23 protein-coding genes are annotated in these 26,770 nt (G+C 63.6%); 8 read left to right on the top strand and 15 right to left on the bottom strand.

What is annotated here, in order from left to right:
• The first annotated feature begins 1 nt into the window (after window position 1).
• The 3 genes from AC6I65_RS03010 to AC6I65_RS03000 are packed head-to-tail and all read left to right on the top strand — an operon-like array spanning window position 2 to window position 2,734.
• Window positions 2-1,183 (top strand): branched-chain amino acid ABC transporter permease, encoded by a 1,182-nt coding sequence (locus tag AC6I65_RS03010; protein ID WP_497902603.1) that lies wholly within the window; start codon window positions 2-4, stop codon window positions 1,181-1,183.
• Window positions 1,176-1,988 carry an ABC transporter ATP-binding protein gene (locus AC6I65_RS03005; protein WP_497902602.1) on the top strand — a complete coding sequence of 271 codons (813 nt, stop codon included), beginning with the start codon at window positions 1,176-1,178 and terminating at the stop codon, window positions 1,986-1,988. Before AC6I65_RS03010 ends, AC6I65_RS03005 begins: the two co-directional genes overlap by 8 nt.
• The gene (locus tag AC6I65_RS03000) at window positions 1,985-2,734 is read left to right on the top strand and encodes an ABC transporter ATP-binding protein (RefSeq protein ID WP_497902601.1); all 750 of its coding nucleotides are present in this window, start codon (window positions 1,985-1,987) and stop codon (window positions 2,732-2,734) included. Before AC6I65_RS03005 ends, AC6I65_RS03000 begins: the two co-directional genes overlap by 4 nt.
• 181 nt (window positions 2,735-2,915) lie before the next feature.
• Here the strand turns inward: AC6I65_RS03000 and uvrA are convergent, their stop codons facing one another.
• Window positions 2,916-5,867, bottom strand: a complete 2,952-nt coding sequence (gene uvrA / locus AC6I65_RS02995) for an excinuclease ABC subunit UvrA (protein ID WP_497902600.1) — start codon at window positions 5,865-5,867, stop codon at window positions 2,916-2,918.
• Between the two features lie 251 nt (window positions 5,868-6,118).
• On the opposite strand from uvrA, the gene AC6I65_RS02990 reads away from it, so the two are divergent.
• Window positions 6,119-6,475, top strand: coding sequence for a hypothetical protein (locus AC6I65_RS02990; RefSeq protein ID WP_497902599.1), 357 nt, complete (start codon window positions 6,119-6,121; stop codon window positions 6,473-6,475).
• A 27-nt stretch (window positions 6,476-6,502) separates the two neighbouring features.
• On the opposite strand, the gene AC6I65_RS02985 is transcribed toward AC6I65_RS02990, so the two are convergent.
• The 9 genes from AC6I65_RS02985 to AC6I65_RS02945 form a co-directional block, all read right to left on the bottom strand.
• A complete protein-coding gene (locus AC6I65_RS02985; protein WP_497902598.1) occupies window positions 6,503-7,333 on the bottom strand; it encodes a class I SAM-dependent methyltransferase in 831 nt (276 codons plus the stop codon).
• Between the two features lie 361 nt (window positions 7,334-7,694).
• Window positions 7,695-8,540, bottom strand: a complete 846-nt coding sequence (locus tag AC6I65_RS02980) for a hypothetical protein (protein ID WP_497902597.1) — start codon at window positions 8,538-8,540, stop codon at window positions 7,695-7,697.
• Window positions 8,541-8,693: 153 nt separating this feature from the next.
• On the bottom strand, window positions 8,694-9,476 hold the full coding sequence (locus AC6I65_RS02975) for an HFX_2341 family transcriptional regulator domain-containing protein (RefSeq protein WP_497902596.1): 783 nt from the start codon (window positions 9,474-9,476) through the stop codon (window positions 8,694-8,696).
• A 54-nt stretch (window positions 9,477-9,530) separates the two neighbouring features.
• Entirely contained in the window at window positions 9,531-10,457 is a 927-nt protein-coding gene (locus AC6I65_RS02970) for a DMT family transporter (RefSeq protein WP_497902595.1), read from the bottom strand.
• Window positions 10,458-10,715: 258 nt separating this feature from the next.
• Entirely contained in the window at window positions 10,716-11,045 is a 330-nt protein-coding gene (locus tag AC6I65_RS02965) for an amphi-Trp domain-containing protein (RefSeq protein WP_497902594.1), read from the bottom strand.
• Window positions 11,046-11,185: 140 nt separating this feature from the next.
• Window positions 11,186-12,055 carry a deoxyribonuclease IV gene (locus tag AC6I65_RS02960; protein WP_497903149.1) on the bottom strand — a complete coding sequence of 290 codons (870 nt, stop codon included), beginning with the start codon at window positions 12,053-12,055 and terminating at the stop codon, window positions 11,186-11,188.
• A 91-nt stretch (window positions 12,056-12,146) separates the two neighbouring features.
• The gene (locus tag AC6I65_RS02955) at window positions 12,147-13,679 is read right to left on the bottom strand and encodes a pyridoxal phosphate-dependent decarboxylase family protein (protein ID WP_497902593.1); all 1,533 of its coding nucleotides are present in this window, start codon (window positions 13,677-13,679) and stop codon (window positions 12,147-12,149) included.
• Between the two features lie 201 nt (window positions 13,680-13,880).
• The gene (locus tag AC6I65_RS02950; protein WP_497902592.1) at window positions 13,881-14,282 is read right to left on the bottom strand and encodes a PPOX class F420-dependent oxidoreductase; all 402 of its coding nucleotides are present in this window, start codon (window positions 14,280-14,282) and stop codon (window positions 13,881-13,883) included.
• Window positions 14,283-14,381: 99 nt separating this feature from the next.
• A complete protein-coding gene (locus AC6I65_RS02945; protein ID WP_497902591.1) occupies window positions 14,382-17,450 on the bottom strand; it encodes an FAD-binding and (Fe-S)-binding domain-containing protein in 3,069 nt (1,022 codons plus the stop codon).
• Window positions 17,451-17,582: 132 nt separating this feature from the next.
• Between AC6I65_RS02945 and AC6I65_RS02940 the strand changes: the two genes are divergently transcribed.
• Window positions 17,583-18,329 carry a fumarylacetoacetate hydrolase family protein gene (locus AC6I65_RS02940; protein ID WP_497902590.1) on the top strand — a complete coding sequence of 249 codons (747 nt, stop codon included), beginning with the start codon at window positions 17,583-17,585 and terminating at the stop codon, window positions 18,327-18,329.
• A 74-nt stretch (window positions 18,330-18,403) separates the two neighbouring features.
• Here AC6I65_RS02940 and AC6I65_RS02935 read toward each other — a convergent pair whose 3' ends face one another.
• Window positions 18,404-20,590 (bottom strand): elongation factor EF-2, encoded by a 2,187-nt coding sequence (locus AC6I65_RS02935; protein WP_497902589.1) that lies wholly within the window; start codon window positions 20,588-20,590, stop codon window positions 18,404-18,406.
• A gap of 196 nt (window positions 20,591-20,786) precedes the next feature.
• Between AC6I65_RS02935 and AC6I65_RS02930 the strand changes: the two genes are divergently transcribed.
• The 3 genes from AC6I65_RS02930 (at window position 20,787) to AC6I65_RS02920 (ending at window position 24,546) form a co-directional block, all read left to right on the top strand.
• Window positions 20,787-21,548, top strand: a complete 762-nt coding sequence (locus AC6I65_RS02930; protein WP_497902588.1) for a DUF5781 family protein — start codon at window positions 20,787-20,789, stop codon at window positions 21,546-21,548.
• Between the two features lie 135 nt (window positions 21,549-21,683).
• Entirely contained in the window at window positions 21,684-22,424 is a 741-nt protein-coding gene (locus AC6I65_RS02925; RefSeq protein WP_497902587.1) for a DUF7504 family protein, read from the top strand.
• A 67-nt stretch (window positions 22,425-22,491) separates the two neighbouring features.
• On the top strand, window positions 22,492-24,546 hold the full coding sequence (locus tag AC6I65_RS02920; protein ID WP_497902586.1) for a hypothetical protein: 2,055 nt from the start codon (window positions 22,492-22,494) through the stop codon (window positions 24,544-24,546).
• Between the two features lie 4 nt (window positions 24,547-24,550).
• On the opposite strand, the gene AC6I65_RS02915 is transcribed toward AC6I65_RS02920, so the two are convergent.
• From AC6I65_RS02915 to AC6I65_RS02900, 4 genes are all read right to left on the bottom strand, one after another.
• The gene (locus tag AC6I65_RS02915) at window positions 24,551-24,679 is read right to left on the bottom strand and encodes a DUF7503 family protein (protein WP_497902585.1); all 129 of its coding nucleotides are present in this window, start codon (window positions 24,677-24,679) and stop codon (window positions 24,551-24,553) included.
• 159 nt (window positions 24,680-24,838) lie between these two features.
• Window positions 24,839-25,351 carry a HalX domain-containing protein gene (locus tag AC6I65_RS02910; protein ID WP_497902584.1) on the bottom strand — a complete coding sequence of 171 codons (513 nt, stop codon included), beginning with the start codon at window positions 25,349-25,351 and terminating at the stop codon, window positions 24,839-24,841.
• 366 nt (window positions 25,352-25,717) lie between these two features.
• Window positions 25,718-26,326, bottom strand: coding sequence for a 30S ribosomal protein S7 (locus tag AC6I65_RS02905; protein ID WP_254159414.1), 609 nt, complete (start codon window positions 26,324-26,326; stop codon window positions 25,718-25,720).
• A 1-nt stretch (window position 26,327) separates the two neighbouring features.
• Complete coding sequence (locus AC6I65_RS02900) at window positions 26,328-26,756, bottom strand: 30S ribosomal protein S12 (protein WP_253432648.1); 429 nt, start codon at window positions 26,754-26,756, stop codon at window positions 26,328-26,330.
• Between the last annotated feature and the right edge of the window lie 14 nt (window positions 26,757-26,770).

Here is a 26,770-nt window from a genome sequence, read left to right as displayed (position 1 = left end):
CGTGACCGATCGATTCGATTTCGGGGCTTACTGGTCGAACCTGACGAACGCGGAAAAACGTCTCACTATGGCGTTGAGCGTCCTCGTGTTTGGGCTGGTGATCGCGCTTCTCACCGGCGCGCTCGGCGCCTCGTACTTTCTGTTCCTGTTCGGACTGGGCGGGATGTACGCGCTGCTCTCGCTGGGACTCAACAGCCAGTGGGGGTTCACCGGTCTGATCAACTTCAGTGTCGCCGCCTTCTTCGGCATCGGCGCCTACGGTGCGGCGCTGATGACCGGGAGCAACTCGCCGATCGCCGGCGGGTTCAATCCGATTTTCGGGCTCGCTATCGGCCTAGTGCTGGCCGCGATTGTCGCCGTCGCCATCGGCATCCCGACGCTTCGTCTACGGGCCGATTACCTCGCTATCGCTACGCTCGGACTGGCGGAAGTGCTCCGGCTGGTCTTGCAGAACGAACGCCAGTGGACCAACGGCAGTGCCGGGATTCGCGGCATTCCCAGTTTCTTCGACGGGTGGCCGCTCCTCGGCGAGTTCCCGCAGTCGATGCCCGGTCTCGAGATCGCCATCGTCCCGGGATCGCCTGTAATCCTCGGGACGCCGTTCTGGCGCCAGTTGCTCAACGTGACGCTGTTGCTGGGGTTTCTGGGCGCGGCGTTTTTGATCCTCCGGCGGGCCCAGCGCTCGCCGTGGGGGCGACTGCAGCGCACGATTCGGGCCGACGAGGACCTGGCGAAGGCACTCGGGAAGAACACGTACAGCTACAAGATGCAGGCGTTCGTGCTGGGCAGTCTCATCATGGCGCTTGCAGGCGTCTTCTACGCTCACCTCAACCTCTTCGTCAACCCGGGCGACCTCGACCCAATCACGACGTTCTACGTCTGGGTCGCGGTTATTCTCGGCGGCAGCGGCTCGAATCGCGGGGCCTTGCTGGGCGGGTTCGTCGTCGTCGCCATCCGCGAAGGGTCTCGGTTCGCGAACGACATTTCGTGGCTGCCCTTCGACGCGGCACCGTTGCGGCTGCTGATGATCGGTCTCTTGATCATCCTGGTCATGCGATTCCGGCCACAGGGAATTCTCCCGCCGCAGCGAGAGTTGATCTGGCCGAGCGCAATCGGTCGCGAGGCGCCGTCCCGATCCGATCGCGGCGTGCCACAGTCCAACGGCGGTGAAACCGATGAGTGAATCCACAGCCAACGCTCGAACGAGCGCCCACATGGCGAAAAATGACGTTCTCCTTCGCGTCGAGGACCTCCAGAAGTCATTCGGCGCGTTGCAGGTGACCGACCACGCGAGCTTCGCGGTCGAACGCGGCTCGATCACCGGCCTCATTGGGCCGAACGGCGCCGGCAAGTCGACCATCTTCAATCTCATCTCGGGGTTCTACGAACCCGAGGGAGGCACGGTCACCGTCGACGGTACCGACGTCACCGGGTTAGAACCCTACGAGGTCGCCACCCACGGCCTCATCCGGACGTTCCAGACTCCCCGCAAGGTCGAGGGGATGACCGTCCGAGAGGCGATGCTCGTTGGACCTCAGAACCAGCCCGGCGAGTCGTTCTTCGAGCTGTTCACCGCCCCCTCGAGGGTCGGCGAGGCCGAACGTGAGAACCTCGAGCGCGTCGAGCAGATCCTCGAAGAGTTCGAGATCGATCACCTCGCGACCCAGCCGGCGACGGACCTCTCGGGCGGACAGATGAAACTGGTCGAACTGGCTCGTGCGATGCTCGCCGAGCCCGAAATATTGCTGCTCGACGAGCCGGTCGCCGGAGTAAACCCGACGCTGGCGAACAAGCTAGCCGTCCAGATCGAGCGGCTCAACGACCAGGGAATCACGTTCTTGATCATCGAACACGACATGGAGTTCATCATGAACCTCGCAGATCCGATCATCGTCCTCGATCAGGGGAGCGTCCTCACGGAAGGCCGACCCGACGAGATCCGCGCGAACGACCGCGTCATCGACGCCTATCTCGGTGGTGGCGCGTGAGCGCGACTCGAGACCTCGAGGATGGGACGACCGCGGTCGAAAACGCCGTCCTCAGCCTCGAGGGGGTCGACAGCGGCTACGGCGAGGTGCAGGTACTCGACGACTGCTCATTGCACCTCGACACCGACGAGATCGTCTGTCTGATTGGGCCGAACGGGGCCGGGAAGTCGACCGTCCTCAAGACGGCATTCGGGATGCTGACGCCGTGGACGGGCTCCGTCCGCTATCACGGCGAGGACATCGGCGGCATGGCCCCGGAAGACATCGTTCGTGAGGGCATCGGCTACGTTCCCCAGACCGAGAACGTCTTCGGCTCGCTCACCATCGCCGAGAACCTCCGGATGGGCGGCGTCGCCCGAAAGGACGACCTCGGGCCGGTGCTCGACGAACTGTACGAGCGGTTCCCGCTCCTGGAGGAAAAGCGCACGCAGAAGGCCCGGAACCTCTCGGGCGGTCAACGCCAGATCCTCGCACTCGCTCGAGCACTGGTGATGGAACCCGACGTCCTGTTGATCGACGAGCCCTCTGCCGGGCTCGCGCCGAATACGGCCGATGACGTGTTCGCCGAGGTCCAGACGGTCAACGAGATGGACACGTCGATCCTGATGGTCGAACAGAACGCCAAGAAGGGGCTGGGAATTTCTGACCGCGGCTACGTCCTCGACCAGGGCAGCGTCCGGTTCGAGGGTCGCGCCGACGCGCTGCTCGAGGACGACGAGGTCGGCAGGCTCTACCTGGGCGGCTAATCTCCTCGATTCCTCGCTACGCTGGGCGGCTGACCACATCGATTGGCCCCGCACCTACAATCGCAGGCGCTCACACTGCGTTTCTCACCCGTCAGATCAGCCGTAGCTCTCGAGTTCGTCGAGACTGGTGATCTGCGATCCGAAACAGGAGACCTGACGACGGAAGCCGATACGTTGCTGTTCAGTCGTCGTCCATCGGCATCGTCATCGGTTCGACGCGCTCGCCGCGTGGGCCCTCAAGGTCCACGCCCGGAAGCAGGTCCCGGAGGTACAGCCCCGTGTAGGAGTTCTCGCTTCTGGCGACTGCCTCGGGGGTGCCGGTGGCGACGACCTCGCCGCCGTTCTCGCCGCCCTCGGGGCCGAGGTCGACGATGTGGTCGGCGTTCTTCACGAGGTCGAGTTCGTGCTCGATGACGACGACGGTGTTGTCGTTGTCCGTCAGGCGGTGGAGCACGTCGATGAGCTTGCGCTCGTCTTCCGAGTGCAGTCCCGTCGTGGGCTCGTCGAGCAGGTAGAGGGTGTTGCCCGTGTCCCGCTTTCCCAGTTCCTCGGCGAGCTTGATCCGCTGGGCCTCTCCGCCCGAGAGGGTGGTCGAGGGCTGGCCCAGTTTCATGTAATCGAGGCCGACGTCCTTCAGGAGTTGGAGGCGACGGCGCAGCTGGCTCGAGGACTCGAAGAAGTCGTAGGCCTCCTCGACGGACATCTCGAGGACGTCCGCGATGGTCGCGTCCTTGTAGGTGACGTCGAGGGTAGCGTCGTTGTACCGAGCGCCGCCGCAGGCCTCGCAGGGGACGTAGACGTCCGAGAGGAAGTTCATCTCGATCTTGACCGTTCCCTGCCCGCCACACTCCGCACAGCGGCCCTCCTTGACGTTGAAGGAGAACCGCCCCTTCTCGTAACCGCGCTGTTTGGCGAGTTTGGTCTGGGCGAACAGCTCCCGGATGTAGTCGAAGACGCCGGTGTACGTCGCCGGGTTCGAGCGCGGGGTACGCCCGATGGGCGACTGGTCGATCAACCGAACGGTCTCGATGTCCTCGATCCCCTCGATGGCGTCGTGGTCGCCCGGAATCACGGAGGTGTTGTCGTTCATCTCCCGTGCCAGCGCCTTGTAGAGCACCTTGTGCATCAGGGTCGACTTTCCAGAGCCCGAGACGCCCGTGATCGCCGTGAAACACCCCATCGGGATGTCCACGTCGACGTCGTCCAGGTTGTGCTGGCGGGCCCCGCGAATCGTCAGCGCACCCTGTGGCTCGCGGCGCTCCTCGGGGACGGGAATACCCTTCCGCCCGGAGAGGTAATCGCCCGTGATCGACTCCTCGCAGGCCTTCACTTCCTCGAGCGGCCCGTTGACGACGACCTCGCCGCCGCGCTTGCCGGGCCCGGGACCCATGTCGATGACCTGATCGGCCCGACGCATCGTCTCCTCGTCGTGTTCGACGACGAGCAGCGTGTTGCCGATGTCGCGAAGCTCACAGAGCGTGTCGAGCAAGCGGTCGTTGTCCCGCTGGTGGAGACCGATGGAGGGCTCGTCGAGCACGTAGAGCACCCCGACGAGGCCGGAGCCGACCTGGGTCGCCAGCCGGATGCGCTGGCTCTCGCCGCCCGAAAGCGTCGAGGCCTCCCGGTCGAGCGTGAGGTACTCGAGACCGACCTCGCACATGAAGCCTAGGCGGGCGCGAATCTCCTTGAGAATCTCCTCGGCGATGGTCAGATCGCGACCCGACAACTCGGCCTCGAGCCCCTCGAAGTGCTCGAGGGCGTCGCCGATGGACAGACAGTTGACCTCGTCGATCGAGGTCCCGCCGACGCGAACGTGGCGAGACTGCTCTTTCAACCTTGTGCCGTCGCAGGCCGGACACTCCGTGACGGCCATGTACTTCTCGATGTGGTCACGGGTGCCGTCGGAGTCGGTCTCGAGGTAGCGCCGGTCGAGGTTGGGGATGACGCCCTCGAAGCGCTTGGTCTTGCGCCGGATGCCGTTTTTGGTGCGGCGTTTGAAGACCACCTGGCGGTTCGTGCCGTAGAGAAACTGCTCTCGAATGCTCGCGTCGAGCTCTTCCCACGGCGTCTCGAGGCTCACGTCGAAGTGCTCGGCCACCGAGTCGAGTCGCGTCTGGTAGTACGAGCGGTTGTAGCTCCAGGGTTCGAAGACGTGTTTGAGCGACTTCGAGGGGTCCTGGATCACCAGATCCTCGTCGACCTCCTTGGTCTTGCCCAGCCCCTCACACTCGGGACAGGCGCCGTGGGGGCTGTTGAACGAGAAGCTACGGGTCTCGATCTCGCTGAACTGGAAGTCGCTGTTCGGGTTACCCAGCGCCGTCGAGAACTCGACGGTCAGGCGGTCGTCGCCCTCACCAGCCAGGTCACCCGTCGAGCGGGTGTTCGACCCCAGATCGATCTCGTCGCTCGGATCGGGGATGATGAGTTTGAGGACGCCGTCGGCCTCCTCGAGGGCCGTCTCGACGCTGTCGGTGATCCGGGGACGGGCCTCCTCGCTGATCTTCACGCGGTCGACGATCACGTCGATCGTGTGGTCGTAGTTCTTGTCGAGGTCGGGTTTCTCGGTCGCGAGGTCGACCTCCTCGCCGTCGACCTCCACTCGCGAGTACCCTTCGGTCAGGAGTTCCTCGAACAGGTCCTCGAAGGCCCCCTTCTGGTCGCGGACGATTGGGGCGGCGATCTTCGCACGGGTGCCCTCGGGCAGGGCCATCACCTGCTGGACCATGTCCTGGGCGCTCTGGGTGCCGACCTCCTCGCCCGTGATCGGGTCGTACTGCGTGCCGACGCGGGCGTAGAGCAGACGGAGGTAGTCGTGTAACTCGGTGACGGTCCCGACGGTCGATCGGGGATTGTTCGCCGCGTTCTTCTGATCGATGGAGATGGCGGGCGAGAGCCCCTCGACGGTCTCGACCTGGGGTTTGTCCATCTGTCCGAGGAAGTTGCGGGCGTACGCCGAGAGACTCTCGATGTAGCGGCGCTGGCCTTCGGCGTAGACCGTGTCGAATGCGAGGGAGGACTTTCCGGACCCGGAGAGCCCGGTGACGACGGTGAACGATTCGCGCGGAATCGAGACATCGACGTCCTTGAGATTGTGTTCCTGTGCCCCACGGACGTCGATCTGGTCCTTGCTCATCGCTGACCTCGCCTCGATTTGCGCGGTCGTTCGGCGGCTCGATTCATGTACCATAGCCAGTAGCCGAAGCGACTTAACGCGTCTGATAACGGGTCATCGAGTGGTGTGATACCAGATGACGCGGGGCCGGGGTGGCCGACGATGCCGGGTCGAAAGCGAACGCCACAAATCGGTTGGTACGGTGAGCGTACACCCGCTTGGGAAGCAGATGCAAGCAACGTGTTCCTTTGTGTGAGTGCCGAACACCTCGTATGGTCGTTGCCACAGCCATCGTCTTCCTCGTCAGCCTGCTGCTCGGCGCGGTGGGCATCTACGTCGGGGCACGAATCATCGTCGGCGCGAAGAACTTCGACCACGCGATCGTCACCGCGTTGCTCGGCGCGATCGTCTGGACCGTCGCCGGGGCGCTCGTCGGGTGGATCCCCCTCGTCGGGCCGCTCGTCGCACTCGTCGCCTACGTGGGCGTGATCAACTGGCGCTACTCGGCGCAGTGGACCGGCGCCGCGATGATTGCCCTCCTCGCGTGGCTCACCGTGTTCGCCGCGCTGTACGCGCTCAGTATCGTCGGCGTGACGGGGTTCGAGGCCACCGGGGTTCCCGACGTGTGAGGCCCCGGTGAGGACGATCGATTCGCTTCACTCGAAGCCCGACACTCGCCCAGACGTCACGTAGAAGGGCACCGTCTCAGTCCGTTCGTAGGTGCCCGCTTGCATCTGCTCGATCACGTCCCGTCCCATCTCGCGCCACGCCCGGCGCAGGTCGTCGTACCCCTCGCCAGTGAGGTCGCTCTCGAGCATCGTCGCCCGGTCGTCGGCCAGGCCGGCCCCCGTCGCCTTCCGTCGGGCGACCGTCAGCGCGTGCTCGTCGTAGGGCGGCTCGATCGAGCGCTCGTGGTCGTAGCGCGCGGTGGTGACGTCCTCGAGGCCGACCGACTCGAACACCTCGCTGGCGCCCGCTCCGAGGGTCACGTCCGTTTCGATGCCCCCGAGGTAGGCCCGGCGAGCGCGGCGCTCGAGGGGAGCCTCTCGGGGGACCGTGGACTCGACGGTGACGGCGCCGTTGTCGGGTTCGACGGCAGCGACGCCATCGCTCGAGACGCGGGCGAACTCCCGAACGGCTGCGGCCGGGTCGGGCAGGTTGATCAGGAGGGCCTGACAGAGCACGAGGTCGAAGCTGTCGTCGGCGAATGGGAGGCGGGTGGCGTCGCCCTGAACGACGGGGATGGCCGACGCCTGCTCGGGACCTGGCGGGTCGCGAGCGAACTCGAGGAGCGATCGGTCGACGTCACACCCGACGACCTCCCCTGGGACCTCCTCGGCGAGGACGCGAGTGAGTTCGCCCGAGCCACAGCCCACGTCGAGGACGCGCTCGCAGGAATCGAGGTCGAGACTCGAGAGAGCCTCGCGGGAGTCGGCCCACATGCCCTCGCGGGTCCGGCGGAGGTATGCTTCGGAGAACGCGCGCACGCCTCGGGGTTGCGAGCGGCAGGTAAAAAGCGGCCTGGTCTCGGCAGGTGGTTTGGGACTCGAGCCGGTGTTCCGTTGCTGACACATTCGTAACCCATACGACATGTCGCGTCGTACTGGACTCAGGAACGATGATCGAAACCCTGGGGTTGGCGCTGTTTATCCTGGTGGCGGGGCTACTGCTCTTTCTCCCATCGATTGCTATACGTTGGTGGAAATCGCGACGACGCGACGACGACCCGGAAACGCGGGAAACACACTGACAGGAGACGACCGAGACCCGTGGGAAACGCACTTTGATCGGTCGGTTCCGAACCAAACTTCGACGGCCCGTACGGTCATCGTTCGAATTTCGCTCGATTCACCCCTCGTATACGGCGCCGAAGGTCTCCGCGACGTAACGAGAGACGCCCTCCAGGACGCCTTCGCTGAGCCTCGTCGTGTGAACCCAGTGCTCGACCCCTTCGAGGCCGTCGTGGCGGTAGAAGTCGGCGTGGTGGCCACAGCCAGTGCCCGAAAATCGGGTATCGCTGGTCCCGGTTCCGGCCCCCGCGTAGGCTGTCGCCATCGGCGAGACCTCCCGAACGCCCGCCTCAAGTTCGCGAACCGCGCCGAGGTTGTGATCGCAGCCCACGCCAACGACGGCCTGATCGGCGGCCGGTGAGAGCAGCGTGTGGAGCACCTCGTGGACGGCGATGTTCGTCGTGACCGCTCGCCCGTCCCACGTCTCGGTCGCACCGACGTTGGCGACCGTCAGCGCGTCCCCCGACTCTCCCCAGAGGCGTCGGTACGACGCGGGACTCGTGCCGTAGCCGAGTCGGCGGTCGAACGGCCGCCACGGAAGAAGGAGGTGACAGCACGACCCCGTCAACTCACCGCGAGCCTCGAGTTCTCCGTACGCGGCGTCGGTCATCGCCGCGACGGGGTCCGAAGCGTCGAAACCGTCGTCGGCTCGAGCCGCCTCGAGGGCTGCCGCGAGGTCGATCTGCCGTCGCGGTTCGACTCGCCAGTGAACGGTTTCGAGGGTCGTCCGCGCCTCGATTTCGTCTGCTAGCGTCTCGAGTGCCTCGCTAACGGCGAGGACGGCGTCCCGGTGGGCGGCAAACCAGCCGCGGGTCGTCGGACGGGGCACGCGCCGGCCGGGATAACACCTGACGTGGAGCGTGACCTCGTCGGCCGCGTTCGGCGCCGCTCGAATCGGAACCATCACTCGAGTACGACCTCGACTCCAGAGGGGAAAATCGCTGTGGCTAATTACTATATTTTCTGTAGTTTCAAACCCGTCAGTCACACCGTGCTCTCTCACTCGAGTAATCAGCGCCGAACGGTTCTCGAGCCCTGAGATCCATCAGGTGACGCGTCAGACGTCGGTAGCGGCGTATCGAAACGCCCGAAGCGCGTTGCGTCCGTCCTCGGTGAGGGTAACGTACTTCTCGCGACCGACCTTCTCGACCTCGAGGTACCCCTTCTCCAGCAGAGGGTTCACGGCATGTCGATCCAGCAGTCGATAATATCCCTTCCGCGTCGTCGCCTCGGACCGCGCGACGAACGGGAACGTTGATTCAAGGGCGAAGTCGATCAGGTCTGTCTTGCTTACCCCGCGATAGCGCCCGCTGGCCGTTTCCGATGTCTCCGCGTCGACGTGTGCCAGAAACGCGACGTGGACGTCCGATGGTCGTTCGATGGGGTACCTCGGTAGTTCGAATATTTCCGCCACCTCCTCGTGAAGCGGTTCGTCGGGAATCCGCGACGCCTCCGGGCCATACGATGGCCGGGCGTAGATCGGTCGCGCACCGGTCGCCATACAGGCGATCATGCCCGCGATAGCGGTGATCTTGCTCCCGGCGGAGAGGTTGACGAAGACGTCGTCGTCGGCGTAGTCCGCGATCGCTGCCGAAATCGTCCCGAGCGTGTCGTACAAGTCGAAGATGTCGCACGATCGGCGGTCGACCGTGATGCGCTCGTTTGCCTCGAGATCCTCGAGGAGGGCTCGAACGAACGGAATCTCCCGGTCACCGTCACGATACTCAATCGGTACGACGCGATCGGCCTTCCACCGCAGAATCGGTTCCTTCACGCGAGCGTACTCGAAGCCGAGCGGGACGACGTGAACCCGATCGGTCACCGGCGAGTCGCGGCTCATACGTGGCCATGTGCGGCGGATAGTAAAAGGAATCCGTTACCGTCGTTACCGTTGCTACCGCCGCCCGGCGACCTGCACGAGCAACGCACCTGCCATCACGACGGCCATGCCGAGACCGTCCGTGAGCGTGAGCGATTCACCGAGGAAGATCCAGCCGAGGAGCGCTACCTGCACGAGCATCGTGTTGTTGATGACGCTCGATTCTGTCGCGGTGAGCGTCTGTAACGTCCGGTTCCAGAGGGTAAATGCGAACGCCGTGTTGACGACCGCGAGCCAGAAGACGATGGCCCAGCTCCGGATACTCAGCGACGGGAGGCCCTGCACGGCGATACCCGTCCCGAGGAGCAGAGTAGATCCCACTCCCATGCTGACCGTCGTTACGCCGAGCGCCGACAGCGTTCCGTCGCGGTTGGCGTACCGGCCGAGGATCGACGCGAGGGCGTTCGAGAGGAGGCCGACAGCCATGATACCGAGGCCGACCAGCGCGAGGACGCCGAGGTCGAACGGGTAGAAGTAGACCCCGACGCCGACGAACAGAACCGCCATCCACAGCCACTGTCGTCGTGAGGTGCGCTCTCCGAGCAGCGGGACGCTACACAGGGCGACCACCGCGGGCGTGAACGTCAGGAGGAGGCTAACGGTCGCCGCTCGCAGGTACTGGAGCGCGAGGAACTGCGCCCCCTGCGTGATCGCGTACATGAACAGCCCGAGGACGAGCAGCACGGCGAATTCTCGCCGCTCGAGCCGTCGGACGGATCGGTGCCCGCCCTCGCGGAGAAAGAGCGGAACCAGAACGACCGTCGCCACGCCGTAGCGCAATCCCGCGAACGTCACCGCCGGAATCTCCTCGAGGCCGACTTTGATGAGGACGTACGAAGACGACCAGAGGACAGTCACGAATAGTGCTTCGAAGACGGCTCGCGTACGTTTCGATCCGGATAGGCCGCCTGCTGTCTCCGTCGTATCCGCGCGAGTTCGCATCGAACGGAGGATGGCGGGCAACGATGGTAACAGTATATTCGTTACTATCGTTACTGATCGATACTGTTCGTTACTGTGCGTTACAGTCGACTGAGACTGACGAACTACAGAGCACGCCGGGGAAACGTGTAGAAGACGGGGAACTACCTCTTGCAGCGTTCATACTGCTTCTCGCAGCGTTCAGTGACTGACCATGTTCTCCCGTTCTTGCTCGATTGGTGAACGCGGTCTTCCTCCCTTCCGACGCAACAGCCGCCGTTACTCGTGTTCTTCGTCCGGTGCCACCGGTTCGCCGTCTTCCATCGGCCACTCGAGTTCGACTTCGAACTCGGCCTCGTCGTCGATGACCTCGTACTCGACTTCCAGTTCGAAGCGTTCTGGAACGTCCACCGTGAAGCCGTTCTCCCCCTCGATGTCGATCGTCCCGTTCTCGACGCCGTCAGCGACTTCACGCAAGATTGCCGCACCGTCAGACCGACTCATCACTCGCTCGCCTTCGCGTTCCGTTTCGTCGGCTTCGGTTTCTGTCTCGTCGGCTTCCGATTCCGCTTCGGTCTCGTCTTCGTGTTCGTGTTCGTCGTCTGCCATACAGACAGCACCACGGCTGCTGGTAAAATAGACGTGTTTTCAACGGCACCTCTCTACCTCGAGGGTCCTGTCGAACAGGGTGATACCGAGATTCCGAACGGGGGCGATACCGAGACTCCGAACGAGTGTCGAGGCCGGGACTACGTCTCGCGCAATTCCTTGACCTTCGCGATGTTCCAGGCGAAGCCTTTCCCGTCCTCGGTGGGCGTCTCGAGCGCGAACGGCAGGTCACGGAGGTCGGGGTGATTCACGATGGCGCGCATCCCGTCTTCGCCGATGTAGCCCTCGCCGATGAGCGCGTGTTCGTCCTTGTGAGTTCCCACGTCGTGTTTCGAGTCGTTGAGGTGGATGTACTCGAGGTGCTCGAGGCCGACCACGTCGTCGAATCGCTCGACGGTCTCGTCGACCGCTTCGGGCGTCGTGAGGTCGTTGCCCGCGACGAGGGTGTGGGCGGTGTCGATACAGATGCCGATGTCCTCGTCGGTTCGGTCGATGATGCCCGCGAGGTGCTCGAACTCCCCGCCCAGCTTGGTCCCGCTGCCGGCGTCGGACTCGATCAGGATGGTCACGTCCTCGGGCACCTCGAGGTCGTCGATGACGCTCGCGGCGTTGTCGAGGCCGCCCTCGACGCCCGCACCGGTGTGGGCCCCGAGGTGGACGTTCACGTACGGGACGCCCAGCTGGTTTGCCGCGTCGAGTTCGGCCTGCATGCTCGCCATCGACTTCTCCCGGAGGCCCTCCTTGGGCGTACAGAGGTTGACCAGATAGGCCGAGTGGATCACCCACGGGCCCTCGAGCAACTCGTCGGTCTCCTCGCGGAAGCCGGCGGCGGCCTCCTCGCTAATTTCGGGCTGGGCCCAGACCTGTGGCGAAGTGGTGAAGATCTGTCCGCAGTTGCCGCCGAAGGCGAGCTGTCGGTGAACGGCGTTGCGGACGTCGCTGTACGGTGGCGTTTCCTCGTCCGAAGAGACGCGCGATCCGGAGATGGACACGTGTGCGCCGACGTGCATGGACATATCGAGAAGTCTGTATCCGGGGATCAAAGGTACTTCGAACCCGGCCAGGGAGACGAGCCGTTCGGGCGGGTTCCGAACGCACTCCTCAGACCGGTAGACTCGCCTTCGGGCGCCACGCCTCGTCAATTCGGGCACCCGTCTCAGCCAGCGCGTCGAACACCGTCTCGATGTCCGCCTCGGTCGTCCGGTGGCTGCAGATCGACATGCGGAGGGCCCGTCGACCGCGAATGGTCGTCGTCGTGAGGAACGCGAGGCCGCTCCGGACGACCTCGTCGGTGATCGCCTGGTTGAGTTCGTCCAGGTACTGAGTAACGCGCGTCAGTGGCACGTCTGGTGGGTCGGCCAGGGCGACCTGGAGGTCGTCGGGCATGTACCTGAACGAGTAGATGAACAGGTTCGGCTCCTGGACGGCCAAGAAGTCCTCGTGGTCGCGGACGAGCGTATCGAGGTGTTCGGCGCAGCGAACGCTCGTTTGCAGTAGCTCCCGGTAGCCCTCCAATCCGTAGTACTTCATCGACATCCAGAGCTTCAGCGCGCGGAAACTGCGGGACATCTGCGGGCCGAATTCGTAGAAGTCGAACTCCTGTGGCGTCTCCGCGACCGACCCCCGGAGATACGACGCGTCCATCGCGAATGTCTTCGCGAGGCACTCCTGGTCGCGGACGAGTACTGCGCCGCACTCGTAGGGAACGAACAGCCACTTGTGCGGGTCGAGCGTCACGGAATCGGCGCGCTCCATGCCGTCGTATCGCGACTCGAGTTCGGGAACCATCGCCCCCACCGCACCGCACGCACCGTCGACGTGAAACCAGAGGCCGTGTGCGTCACAGACGTCGGCAATGTCCCCCAGGGGATCGATGGCGCTCACGTTGATCGACCCCGCCTGGCCGACGACGCAGAAGGGCTCGGCCCCCGCTTCTCGATCGGTCTCGAGCAGCTGTTCTAAAGCGTCCACGTCCATCGTGAAGTCGTCGCGGCTCGGCACCCGCCGTACGGCGTCGCGGCCGAGGTTGAGCATGTCTGCGGCCCGGACGACGCTCGAGTGACCCTCGTGGTCGGCGACGTAGAGCGTGTACCGCGGGCGATCCTCCTGTAACCCGGCCTCCGTCGTCTCGTACGCCGTGTGATCGCGCAGTGCGGTCATGAAGGCGGTGAAGTTGGCCATCGTCCCACCGCTGGTGAGGAGGCCACCGGTGTCGGGCGCGTAGCCGATCGCCTCGGCCAGCCAGCGGACGCACCGCCGTTCGATTTCGGTTCCGGACGGTGCCGGATGCCACCCGCCGACGTTCATGTTGACCGTCGCCGCGATGGCGTCGGCTAGCGGGGCGAGCGGCGTTCCGGACCCCATCACGAAGCCGAAGTACCGCGGCGAGGGGTTGTGAGTCGCGTACGGGATGACGGACTCCTCGACGGCGTCGAGGATACGTTCCGGATCCTCGCCGTGCTCGGGAAGGGGTTCGTCGAACGCCGCGACGACCTCCTCGGGATCGGCCTGGACGTAGACGGGGCGATCGTCGATGCGTTCGTAGTAGTCAGCGATCAGGTCGACGGTCCGGTAGCCGATCGCCCGGAACTCGTCGGGGTCGAGGTCGCCCACCGGCCGATCCTGGGTAGCCATGACTGTGTAACCACACGTGGTAGGTTAACACTTGCCAAGGCACTTGGTGCCGTCCGACGCTCGAGTGGCCCTGGGTGAGCGAACACGGTCAGTCGGTTGCGGCGCACTCGAGGGACCCGGGCTCGAGTCGATCGGTCTACCCTATCGAGGCGGATCGCCCGCTACTCGAGACTCCCCGGTTAACCGTCTGCTACTCGCTGCTCATCCCTCGAAACTGCTGACGTGCTCGGGTCGAATCGAAATGATAACGCGCTCGGACTGGATCGGATTCGGGTACTCGTCCTCGCCCATGTAGCGCTGGGCCAGTTCGTCGATGTGCTCGCGCGCGCCCTCCGTCGTGACCTCGTCGACTTCGCCCGTCACCGACAGCATCCGGTAGGGGTTGTCCGGGTCGGTCATGCTGATCGCGATCCGCGAATCGTTTCGGGCGTTCTTCGTCTTCCGCCGGTCGCGTTCGGTGTTCACCAGCAGACGATCCGCGTCGGCGTCGTAGTCGACCCACACCGGCGTGACGTGGGGCGCCCCGTCCGGGAGCAGGGTGGCGACGTGGGCGAACGTTTGCTTCTCGAACAGGTCGTGGAAGTCGGTCGGGATCGACGCCATAGCGGGCGTTCGACGGCCCAGTACTAAGAGTGCGTCCCCGCTTACGCAAATCGGCGGCGAGAAACGGCCGGAGCCGCTGCTCGCCACCGCTCGAGTCGGTCACTCGAGGCGTGCTCGCTCGACCAGTTCTACGGGATGGGGTGGGCGTTCTATCTCGTCCTCGTCCCCGCCCTCGCCTGCGAGCACCTGCACGAGTTGACTCCGACAGGAGGTGCCAGTGGCCGTCACGCGGTCGCCCGGACTCGACTCGACCTGGTCGGCGAGCAACTCTCCGATGGCCAGCGACAGGTCGTAGTGCTCGGCCTCGTAGCCGAACGACCCGGCCATCCCGCAGCACGTCGAGTCGAGCGGGTCGACGGCGTAGCCGGCCCGTCGGAGGACGCCCACGGCGTGGTGATCGGTGCCCTGCGCCTTCTGGTTGCAGTGGCCGTGGTAGGTCAGCGACTCGCCAGACGCGTCGAACTCGAGTTCTCGGTCGAGACCCGTGCGGTCGACGTACTCGAGGACGCCGAACGCCGTGCTCGAGACGGCCTCGAGCGCCCGCGAGTCGACGTCTGCACCGTCGGCGAGCAGGTCCCGGTACTCGTCCTGGAACATCACGGCGTCCGAGGGCTCGACGAAGACGACCGACCAGCCGCGGTCGACGTAGGGAGCCAGCGCGCGGACGTTGCGTTTCGCCCGGTTTCGGGCCTCCTCGAGCAGCCCCATCGAGTACGCTGCCCTGCCGCTGGGGGCGAGGTCGGTTGGAACGCGAACGTGAACGCCGGCGGCCTCGAGCAGGCGAACCGCGGCTTTCCCGGGGCCAGGTTCACTGTAAGTTGTGAATGTGTCGGGAAAGAGGACGACAGCGGCCTCGACGTCGGATTCCGGAACGGCGGGACCGCCGCGTTCGTCCCACCAGTCGTGGAACGTCTCCCGTTCGAACGACGGCAGGTGACGATCGCGGGAGATTCCCAGGGTTCGCTCCATCGCACGTCGAACGCCAGGCAGGTCGGGCACGCGGTTCGAGACGGGCGCGACGGCGCTCGCAAGGGCCGCCAGCCGGTCGATGTTCGTGAACAGCTTTGTCCGGAGGCTCGCGCCCTGGTCCTGATGGTACTGGTGTTTGACCGCCGCCTTGAGCTTCGCCAGGTCGACGCCCGTCGGGCAGTCGCTCGAGCAGCCCTTACAGCCGACACAGAGGTCGAGGACCTCGGACTGGAACCGTTCGGTGTACAGTTCCTCCGGGGGGAGTTCGCCGGAGATGGCGGCTCGGAGCAGGTTCGCCCGTCCGCGCGTCGTCTGGATCTCCTCACCGGAGGCGCGATAGGTCGGGCACATCACGTCGCTATCGGTCTGGCGGCAGGTGCCACAGCCGTTACACAGTTCGACGAGGTGAGCGAAGCCACCCTCCTCGTCGAACGAGAGCGTCGACCGCGGCTCGAGCGAGCGGTAGGCGGGCCCGTACCGCAGGTTCTCGCGCATGTCGGCGCCGACGCCCCGCTCGGTATCCGGGCCGGCATCGTCGGGGCCGTCGCGGTAGACGACGTTGCCGGGGTGGAGGCGCCACTCCGGGTCGAAGGCCGTCTTCGTCTCTTTGAACGCCGCCCACAGGTCCTCGCCGTACATCTTGGGCGTGAACGCCGTCCGGGCCTTCCCGTCGCCGTGTTCCCCGGAGAAGGCGCCGCCGTGCTCGAGCACGAGATCGGTCACGTCCTCGGTGATGGCCTGCATCGTCTCGACACCTGCCTCATCCTTGAGGTTCAGGATGGGTCGAATGTGGAGGGTGCCGGCGCCCGCGTGGGCGAAGTACGCCGCCGAGGTGCCGTGGTCGCGCAAAATCTCCTCGAACCGGCGGACGTAGGTGGCCAGTTCGGCCGGCGGCACGGAGGCGTCCTCGATGAACGGGTAGGGCTTGGGGTCGCCGTCCATGCTCATCAGGAGCGGGATCGCCGCCTTCCGGAGCTTCCAGAGGTCGGCCTGGATGTCGTCAGTGTAGGCCTCGACGACGTCGAAGGCGTCGACGTCGTCGACCAACTCCGCCGTCGTTTTTGCGATGGCGGCCTCGAAATCCTCGACCAGTTCGGAGTCGAACTCGAGCATGAGCGCCGCGGCAGCCTCCTCGGGGATGGCCTCGGCGTAATCGGCGTAGCCCTCCGACTCCCGGGCGAGGCGGAACACCTCGTCGTCCATCAACTCGACGGCGCTGACGTCGTGGGTGAGCGCGCGTGGAACGGCGGCGAGGGCGTCGATCAGGTCCGAAAACGAGTACACGACCAGCGCCGTCTCCTCGGGCACGGTCACGAGCGAGAGGGTCGCCTCGACGACGATTCCAAGGGTGCCTTCGGCGCCCACCAGCAGCTTCGAGAGGTTGATCGCCCGCTCGCCGTCGTCGGTCTCGTAGATCACCTTCTGGAGGTTGTAGCCGCTGACCGACCGTTTGAGATCGGGGTAGCGCGCCTCGATTTCGGCCTCGTGGTCCTCGACCAGCCCGCGAACCGTCTCGTAGATGCGGGCTTCCCGGTCGTCTTTCGCGACGATTTCGTCCCACTCCGGCCCGTCGATGACGACTTCCCGCGCGTGGAGCAACGAGCCGTCAGCGAGGACGACCTCGCACGCCTCGACGTAGGCGTCGGTGATGCCGTAGCGAACCGAATGCGCCCCCGTCGAGTTGTTGCCGATGCCGCCGCCGATCGTCGCCCGGTTCGACGAGGCCGGGTCGGGTGCGAACTTGAGCCCGTGAGGCTCGAGGTGGGCGTCGAGGTGATCCTGGACGACCCCGGGCTGGACGACTGCCCGCCGGTCGTCGGGGTCGACTGCGAGGACGTCGTCCATGTGGGTCGTGAAATCGAGGACGACGCAACCCGGACTAACGGCCTGGCCAGCCAGCGACGAGCCGGCCCCACGGGGGAGGATCGGCACGTCGAACTCGGCAGCCGTTTCGACGGCCGCACGTACGTCATCGACGTCCGTCGGGTGGACGACGCCGGCCGGTCGGGCCTGATAGATGCTCCCGTCGGTGGCGTACAGCACCTGCGCGTACTCGTCGAAGGCGACCTCGCCCTCGAGGCACGTCTCGAGCGCCTGGGCGAGAGCGGTGTACCCCTCGACGGGTGGGTGGTCCCCGCCGGTCGACTCGAGGTGCGATCCGGCGTCGCCAGCCACGGGTGGAACGTCCTCAACTGCCATGCCCCCTCGTACACGGAGGGCGGTGAAATATGCTGTGCCAGTTAGTGTCTCACGAAGAGGTGCGGCGGACCGACGCCAACGTCGTCCGAATCGACCAGCAGACATACGTCGCTCGCCTCGAGAGTCACCTGTATGCGACTCGCGAGACTGTCGACGCCCGACGGGCCCGTCTCGGGCCAGCTCGAGGTCGGGACCGCAACCCCCGAAGACGGCTACGACGGCGCCGTCCTTCGTGCCGACGACGGCACCTACGAGGTCGGCCGGGACGGCCGCCTCCTCTCTCCGTGTGAGCCCTCGGCGCTGTACTGCGTCGGGAGAAACTACGCCGACACACTCGAGCAGATGAACTACGAGCGACCGGACGAACCGGACTTCTTCATCAAACCCCCCACATCCGTACTCGGACACGGACAGCTGATTCCGTACCCGAAGTTCACCGACGAACTGACCTACGCGGGCGAGCTGGCGGCGGTGATCGACCGACGCTGTCGGGACCTCGCACCCGAACAGGTTCCCGAAGTCGTCCGCGGCTACACGATCATGAACGACCTCGACGCCCTCGACCAGCAGGGTCGAACCGCCCGAAAGGTCTTCGACGGATCGGCGCCGTTGGGCCCGTGGCTCGTGACCGACGTCGATCCGACGCGTCTCGAGATGTGGACCGACGTCGCCGGGGAGCGTCGACAGGAAGCGAGCACCGAGTTGATGCTGTTCGACCCCTTCGAGGTCGTCGCCTTCCTCTCCAAGCGGTTCACCCTCCGTCCCGGTGACGTGGTCGCCTTCGGCAGCCCGGCGAATCCGGGTCTGCTCGAGCCCGGTGACACCGTCGAGATTACCTACGATGGCGTCGGAACGCTGCGTAACACGGTTGAGAACTAGCCGAATTCGGAAGGCAAATTCGACCGAGTCGCCGCTCGGTGGACGCAAAATCGAGAGAAAGTGGAGCCGAGCGATTAGATGTAGTCGATCGACGGCGGCAACTCAAGCTTCATGCCCTTGCGCTCACGGATCTCCATGATCGTCTCGCGCTGGAGCGAGTCGGCCATGACGTCGAATCCGGCGTTCTCGGTGTTCCAGGCTGCACGACCTTCGGTGGCCGAGCGGATGTCGCTCGAGAACCCGATCATCTCCTCGACCGGCGCGACGCCTTCGACGACCATGAGGTCACCCTCCTGGTACATGTCGTCGACCTGGCCACGGCGGCCCTGGATCTCGCCGGAGGCAGCGCCCATGTGCTCGTTGGGCACGTCGATCCGGACGTCCTGCATCGGCTCGAGCAGCTTGATGTGGGCGTCGATCAGCGACTTGTGGACGGCCTCCCGCGTGGCGGGGATGACCTGTGCCGGACCGCGGTGGATGGTGTCCTCGTGGAGCTTCGCGTCGTGCAGTCGGATCAGGGTGCCCTGGACTGGCTCGGCGGCCAGCGGCCCGTTGTCGAGGGCCTCCTCGAGCCCCTCGATGACGAGCTCCATCGTCTCGTTCAGGTGCTGGATACCCTTCGTGTCGTCGATGAGGATGTTCGTCCCGTGGATGTGCTCGACGTTCTGGGAGGTGTCCTTGTCGAGGCCGGCCTCCTGGAGCGCCTCGCGGCGCTCGAGTTCGGGCATGTCCATCGAGGCTTCGCCGAGCTGGATCGTCTCGACCAGGTCCTGGGTCAGCGGCTCGGCAGAGATGTAGAAACGGTTGTGCCGGTTTGGCGAGATGCCCTCGACCGTGTCGCTCGGTCGCTGGACGGCCTCGCGGTAGACGACGATCGGTTCGCCGGTGTTGACCGGAATTCCCTGGTTGGCCTCGATACGCTGGGTGATGACCTCGAGGTGAAGTTCACCCTGCCCGGAGATCAGGTGCTCGCCGGTGTCCTCGTTGATCGTGATCTGGATCGTTGGGTCTTCCTTCGAGACCTGTCGAAGCGTCTCGATGAGCTTCGGCAGGTCGTCCATCGTCTTCGCCTCGACCGCCTTCGTGATGACGGGCTCGGAGATGTGCTCGATGGACTCGAACGGCGTCATCTCGATACTCGAGACGGTCGAGCCGGCGATGGCGTCGCGCAGGCCAGTGACGGCGGCGATGTTCCCCGCAGGGACGTTCTCGACTTCCTCGCGCTCGCCACCCATGTAGATGCCGACGGACTGGACGCGGTTCTTGCCAGCGGTGCCCGACACGTACAGCTCCTGGCCCTTCTCGAGGGTGCCCGAGAAGACGCGGCCCGAAGCGATTTCGCCGGCGTGGGGGTCCATCGAGATGTCGGTGACCATGAAGACGACCTCGCCGGACTCGTCGACGAAACGCATCGTCTCGGCGAGTTCGGACTCGCTGTCGCCGCGCCAGATCCGGGGGATACGACGGGGCTGGGCGTCGACCGGATTCGGGAAGTGCTCACAGACCATGTCGAGCACGACGTCCGAGAGCGGCGTCCGCTCGTGGAGTTCCTGGCGCTCGTCGTTGCGCTCGAGTTCCATGATGTCGCCGAAGTCCATGCCGGTGCGCTGCATCGACGGCATCGAGACGCCCCACTTGTAGAGGGCAGAGCCGAAGCCGACGGTGCCGTCTTCGACGGAGACGGACCAGTCGTCGACGTCGTCCATCTCCTCGGTCATGCCGCGGATGAGGTCGTTGACGTCCTGGATGACCGAAAGGAGACGCTCTTGCATTTCCTGTGGGCCTTCCTGTAGTTCGGAGATCAGGCGGTCGACCTTGTTGATGAACAGCGCGGGCTTGACACCCTCGCGAAGGGCCTGCCGCAGGACCGTTTCGGTCTGGGGCATGGCACCCTCGACGGCGTCGACGACGACGAGCGCACCGTCGACGGCGCGCATCGCCCGGGTGACGTCGCCACCGAAGTCGACGTGGCCCGGTGTGTCGATGAGGTTGATGAGGTGGTTGGTTCCGTCGTACTCGTGGGTCATCGAGACGTTCGCCGCGTCGATGGTGATCCCACGTTCCTGCTCGTCTTCTTCCGTGTCCATCGCGAGCTGCTGGCCGGCAGTATCATCGGAGATCATACCGGCGCCCGCGAGGAGATTGTCGGAGAGGGTCGTTTTTCCGTGGTCGACGTGAGCGGCGATGGCGATGTTCCGGATGTTCTCCGGGTCGTCCATCAGCCGTTCACACTCTTGGACGATCTTTTTGCGTCGGCCCATATATCCACCTGTACCGGTAGCGGGGTCAAAAGGGTGCTGTTTCGTCTCGGCGAGAACGGGCCCGAAACGCGCCTCGAGACTCGAATCGACCAATTTGCGTGAGAGAATAGCACGCACCCAACGCCAGGCGCTTGAGCCTCAGCCGACGGACACCGGCGTAAGAGCCATAGGCGCCCGACCCCTGTTACGGACACACATGGATTTGCGCATACAGGGACCGGGACCCGCCGCCCCGTTTCTCAGCGCCCAGGACCTGTTCGAAACCGAGTGTAACCTCTCACTCCCCGTCTACGTCCACCTGCGTGACGACCCCGACGAGCGAACCTGGGCCGCTCATCACGACGACCGACACGTGCTCAACATCTCAAGGCAGGCCGCGTCCTCGGCGATGGCGCGTGAACTGGCGCTCCACGAGTTCGCCCACATGGCCCGCCACGAGCAGGACCACCCCTCACACGTCCAGTCGACAGCGGAGGCCCTCTACCTCGCGCTGGCCGGGCAACGCGTCGAGCAGTACAAGCTCTCACACTGCTACCAAATCGCCAACCACATGAAAGACATCTACGCCGACGACATCACGCTCTCGGTCGGTCCCGGCGAAAAGTTGCTGGCGTTCCTCGAGTCCTCGCTCGCGACTGCCCTCCGTGATCGACCGGAGACGCCGCCGGGTTCGACCCCTGGCATCGAACGACTCTCCCCCGCCGCCGATCCCGACATCACCGCCGTCAACGCGGCCTTCGCACTCGCACTCGCCGAGCGACACGACCTGCTCGAGGCCGACCACCGCCTGTACGACCTCGCCCACGCGGCGGCGATGGACGCGCCGGAGATCGACTTCGAGGCGTTCCGACGGCGATTCCGAGAACTTAGCCAGGATCCCGATCCGAGCGCCTACCGGCAGGTGCTCGTCGAGACCACCCGGTCGTACGTCGGCGAGGGGACTCGAGCGGCGGATTAAACGACTGGCGACCACCGCCGGTTGACGGTCTTTTCGGCTCGAAGTTGGCCGTCCTTCTCGCTCGAGGCGTGTCGTTTGGCGTCTCGACCCAAACGTTTAATGTTCGATACTTCATACGTGTGGAACATACTACTGATGCTTTCGGGGAAGGATTGTCGTGATGGGACGACGGAGCGCGCATTCGCTGATGAACTGTCCCGGTTGAAACGACGAGGGGCGAGCGTCCTCGTGACCGGTGTCGTCGAGGCCGACCAGCGACAGGTGATCGCTCGCCGGTTGCTTGGGACGGCCCCCGAGGAAGACCGAAAGCGCATCGTGATTTCGACGCCTGGCACGGAGTTCGACATCGACCGCCTGGTCGACGACGCAGATTCCGGGAACGCCGAAATCGTCAGTTACCAGGGAACGGCCCGTAGCGTCTCGGGGGATACGATGGAAACGGCGGAAACGGCGGGGAGCGCGACTCCGTCAGCACCACCGACACCAGGCACCGAAGCACCGGTGACGACCGCCGAAACCCTCGGTGACATCGGCGTCGCCGTCTCGAGCGCCATCGAACGATTCGAACGCGATGGCGACGGCGGCCTCGAACCTGGCGAACTTCGCGTCGGCGTCGACTCGCTCGTGCCGTTCCTCGAGGAGTACGGCAGGGAAGCCGTGTTCCAGTGTCTCCACTTGCTCAACGGACGGACGCAAGCGGCCGGCGGCATCGCCCACTACCAGCTCCCGATCGAACGCGACGCGAGCACCGTTTCGATCCTCACCCCCCTGTTCGACGTCGTCGTCGAACTTCGAGAACGGAACGGTGTCGCCCAGGAGCGATGGTCGCTCACGGAAAGCGACCTCTCCACCGGCTGGGTGCCGATAACCCAGTGAACAGGGTGCGTCGAGGCGCCGGTCAGGTGTCCCAGCCTGGACGGGGTCGACTTCAGAGACTACTGAGATGAAGCCGACATTCGAAGCAGTCGATGGCGGACTCGAGATTATCGATCGGATAGAGCGACATCGCTACCGATTGACGACCCACGAGTCGGTATCGCCTGAGCCGGTTAGCGACGATTGTTTACAGTATCCGGTCGATTCAGCCGTCGAAATCGAAGTCGAGAGCGTCACACTACCGACGAACGATCTCGTATACGTCCGCGACGAGACGGGGGCGATGGTCCACGAGGTTCGTCCAGGTGAACAGCAATTGCTTCCAGAAGGGGCGTACACCCTCGATCTCTCGACACCGTTCAAGATCTATCTTTATTTTGAAAGTTCGATGCACATCTACGCAGATAGTCAACAGACACACATCACTCTTGACGATGCAACCCGAGTGATCGTCGGCGCCCGTTCCTCACATACGCGCCCTGCAGCAACGATTACCACGACAGAGGAGCCAGCAGACCTCATGGAAGCGGTTACGGCCTTCGGGTCAGCGTTAAAGACCACCACCCCCGAACGATCCTATCCAACGCTCAGAGGACATCCACCAGCGCTCGAACTCGGAGAGACGTTATCGATTCCGGACGGGTTTGACCGCCCGGAAACTGGAATACAGATCGAAGTTCCGCCGAGTCTCGAGAACATCTACGTTATAGCTCCACTCGCATACTATCTCGGCGCGGAGGTCATCTCCGGAGATTCATCGAGGATAACGACCGATGCCGGGCTATCCTATTCACTGACCAGTGACGGTGGTTTCGAAGAAACTGTCGAACGGTTACTCAAACAGATCTTCTTCCTCGACTGTATCGTACGTACCGAGGGGATGACTCCTGTACCGTTACACGAACGACAGGCGATCGAATCATTCCTTCCGTTCGATTTAGAGCAGGTGTACGTACAACCCCTCTCCAATCAACTTGAAGAATATCTCTCGACGCCGTTTTCGACGATTGAACCAGTTATCCCCGAGTGGCGTCTCGAAGCTCATTTGAAACCGACGTCAGAGAGTATTACGTTTCTCCCCTTTATTTCGAACGATCTCGCAATCGTCCAGATACAACAACCCAATCATGCTTCGCCAGAGGCCCCGGTGCAGCGTGAAGCGATTCAAGAGTTCACAAGAGGAGTGAGTACTGCCCGGGGTACGGAGGAACGCGATATCCACGATCAGGGGCTGGACATACCAACGATCGAACAGCATTGGGAAACCGATGATTCGGCCACATTGATAAGCACAACGCCTCTGTCCGCGTTTACTCACAGTATCGGTCGAGAGCCACGAGAGGATCCAATCGAGATCAAAGTTGTCTGTAACGACTCGGAGATGAAAGATGAACTCGAGACAGTGAACGGGATTTACGGTAATCGCGACGAACTCCCGTTCAACGTGGTCGAGTACTATTCTCTGACGAGAGACGAACTCAGAGATTTACTGGCCAAGGAGAGTGATTTCGTACATTACATCGGCCATATCGATCGAGAGGGGTTCCAGTGCTCGGACGGGAAATTGTCGGGAACGACGCTCGAGAAAGTCGGTGCAAAAGCGTTCTTACTCAATGCGTGTCAGTCACGCGACCAGGGGCTCCATCTGGTCGAGGCCGGAAGTTCCGGAGGGATTGTCACGCTCGGCGACGTAATCAACAGCGGTGCGATTCGCATGGGTAGCATGATCGCTCGAGTGCTAAATCGAGGCTACCCACTTTATGCTGCACTCGACGTAGCACGGAGGAAGACCCTCGTGGGACAACAGTACCGAATGGTCGGGAACGGGTTAATATCTATAGCGCAGTCAGAGACAGGGCCTCCAATTGTATGTATTATAGAGAAAATTGAATCGAAAGCAGACGTTGTGCTCGACACCTACGAAACGAGTGAATTACGGAAGGGAACAATATTTGTCCCATACGTCAAATCGAACGACTCCTATTTCCTCACTTCAGGGAAAGCCGGACCGTTTTCACTAACAGAGTCAGAACTCAATGAGTTTCTTGAATTAGAAGGCGTACCGATACTATACGAGGGCGAAATTCAATGGAGTAAAGATTTCTCCATGGATGGGCTGTGAACGTTCAGGGGCCGGTGTAAGCACCGCTGTTCCCCGCCGCAACCGTTCCTGCCTGGGCCAGCAACAGCATGGCCGTGAACAGGACGCCGATCATTCGTGGGTGGTTCTTCAGGTAGTCGCTAAGTTCCGTCATAGTACATACAAGCCATGGTACCGACCCGTAATGAATTTATTTTAATAAATCAGACACAGAATCCATGTGAAAATCTGATAGTATAAATATTTAAACATCCAGATAGGATAGAAAAAGAAGACGGCGTCGGGTTCGGTCGAAAATTACCGTGAAAATTCGTTACTCACTGAGTAACCGGCGAAGCGCCCGGTCGAATCCCTCGCGCGAGAACTCACCTCTGATCGAATCCGCTCGCTCTCGCCACTCGTCTAAGTCAGCCAGTACCTGCTCGTGGCGCTCGTCGACGTCGACACCCGCCTCGCGTTCGTTTTCGAGCAGCGCCCGCTCCCCCGCGAGTCGAAAGTACTCGCTCATCGCCTCTTCGTAGGCGTGCTGGAGAACCAGTCGATCGATCGTCGACCGTAGTTTCTCGACCGAGACGGGCGTCACCAGATACTCGTCGGCGCCGCGGTCGATGGGGTCGTCCGTCGGGACGTCGCTGGCCACCGCGAGTATAGGCGTCGATGGCGCGTTCTGGCTGAGTGCATCGAGAACCCCTCTGGGATCCGGACTCTCGAGTTCCCAGTCGACGAGGATGACGTCGTCGCCTGCCTCGAGCTGATCGAGGATCGATCGGTCGAAGTCGATGCAGCGAACGTCGTACACCGCGGAGAGGGCGTCAGCATCCGACACGACTCGAGAAACGTCGTGGTGAACGGCGAAGACGCGAGGTGACGTAATAGACAACACAGTTAGTACGTAGAATCCACGCGCGGGGCCTATAAATCTGACTCGGCTTGCCTGCAAGTGCAAGCAAATTGGTCAGAGATGGATGGTAGCCGTGGAAACTGGTTCGAACGGTGTGTCCTGCCGGATCAGTGACTACTCCCACGACTGAAGTCGTGGGCCTTCTCCTCGAAACTGTGTAACGTCGCTCACGAGGGGAACCCCGAGAATGGCGGATATCGAACGTCGAGTGTGCTCGAGAGTTGCCGGATCGGTGTGAGAGTCAACGAGAAAACGAGAAAAAGCGAAGCCGAAAACGCAAACGAAACGCGGTTATCTCGCGGCAGCCGCAACGCGTTCTTTCTCTTCTTTCTGGTTGATCGCGTACGTCTGGACGTCGTAGTTCGACGCGCCGATGAGCTGGCTGGCGAGCGCTTCCGAAGCCGACGTCGGCGACTTGAACGAGGCGCTGTGCGCACCCTCGGCGATGAACTTCAGGGCCTGGTCGACGCGGCGCTGGGGCGCGACGTCGACAGCCTTGGGGACCGAGATACCGCCGTACTTGAGACGGACGGTCTCCTCGCGCGGCGCCGCGTTCTCGACGGCAGTGACGAGGACCTGGACGGGGTTCTCCTCGGTGCGGTCGTTGACGATTTCGAACGCGTCGCGAACGATCTTCAGCGTCTGCTGTTTCTTGCCCGTGTTCTCCTCGGTCTGCATCAGGCGGTTGGCCAGTCGCTCGACGACGGAGAGTTCGGACTTCTTGAACTGCTTGCTCGCGTGGCGACCCGCCGTATGCGCGATGGGCGTCACCGACAGGTAGCGCTCGGTCGAGGGGTCGTTGTAGGCGATCTCGGAGACGTCCCACGTGCCAAAGAGCTTGGCAGTGAGGTCACTGCCGCCAGCGGGCGCGTCGGGTTCGGGTTGTTCCTGCTCGCTCATGTTATCGCACCGGTTTCTCCGCGTTGCCGCGAACCAGTTCGAGCATGGCGACACCGTTGACCTTGTCGACCTTGTAGTTGACGCCCGAGAGGTCACCCATGGCACGACCCTTCGCGCCACCGATACCGGCGATGGTGACCTCGTCGTGTTCGTCGATGAACGAGATCGCCCCGTCGCCGGGACAGAACGCCGTGACCTGCTTGCCGTTCTTGATCAGCTGGACGCGGACGCACTTTCGAATGGCCGAGTTGGGCTGTTTCGCTTCGATGCCGACCTTTTCGAGGACGATACCGCGAGCCTGGGGTGCACCCTCGAGCGGGTCCGATTTCTCGCGCAGGCCGCGTGCTCGGCGCGCGTAGTCAGAGTCGGACCACCGCTGGTTCTGGCGGTCCTTCTTGAGTTTGCGCGCGGCGTATTTGCCGTTTGCCATGGCGATGGCTATCC

The sequence above is a fragment of the Natronosalvus sp. KLKA75 genome, assembly GCF_059736265.1.
Note: the sequence above shows the minus strand (reverse complement) of the source record. Positions and strands in the feature narration are given on the sequence as shown.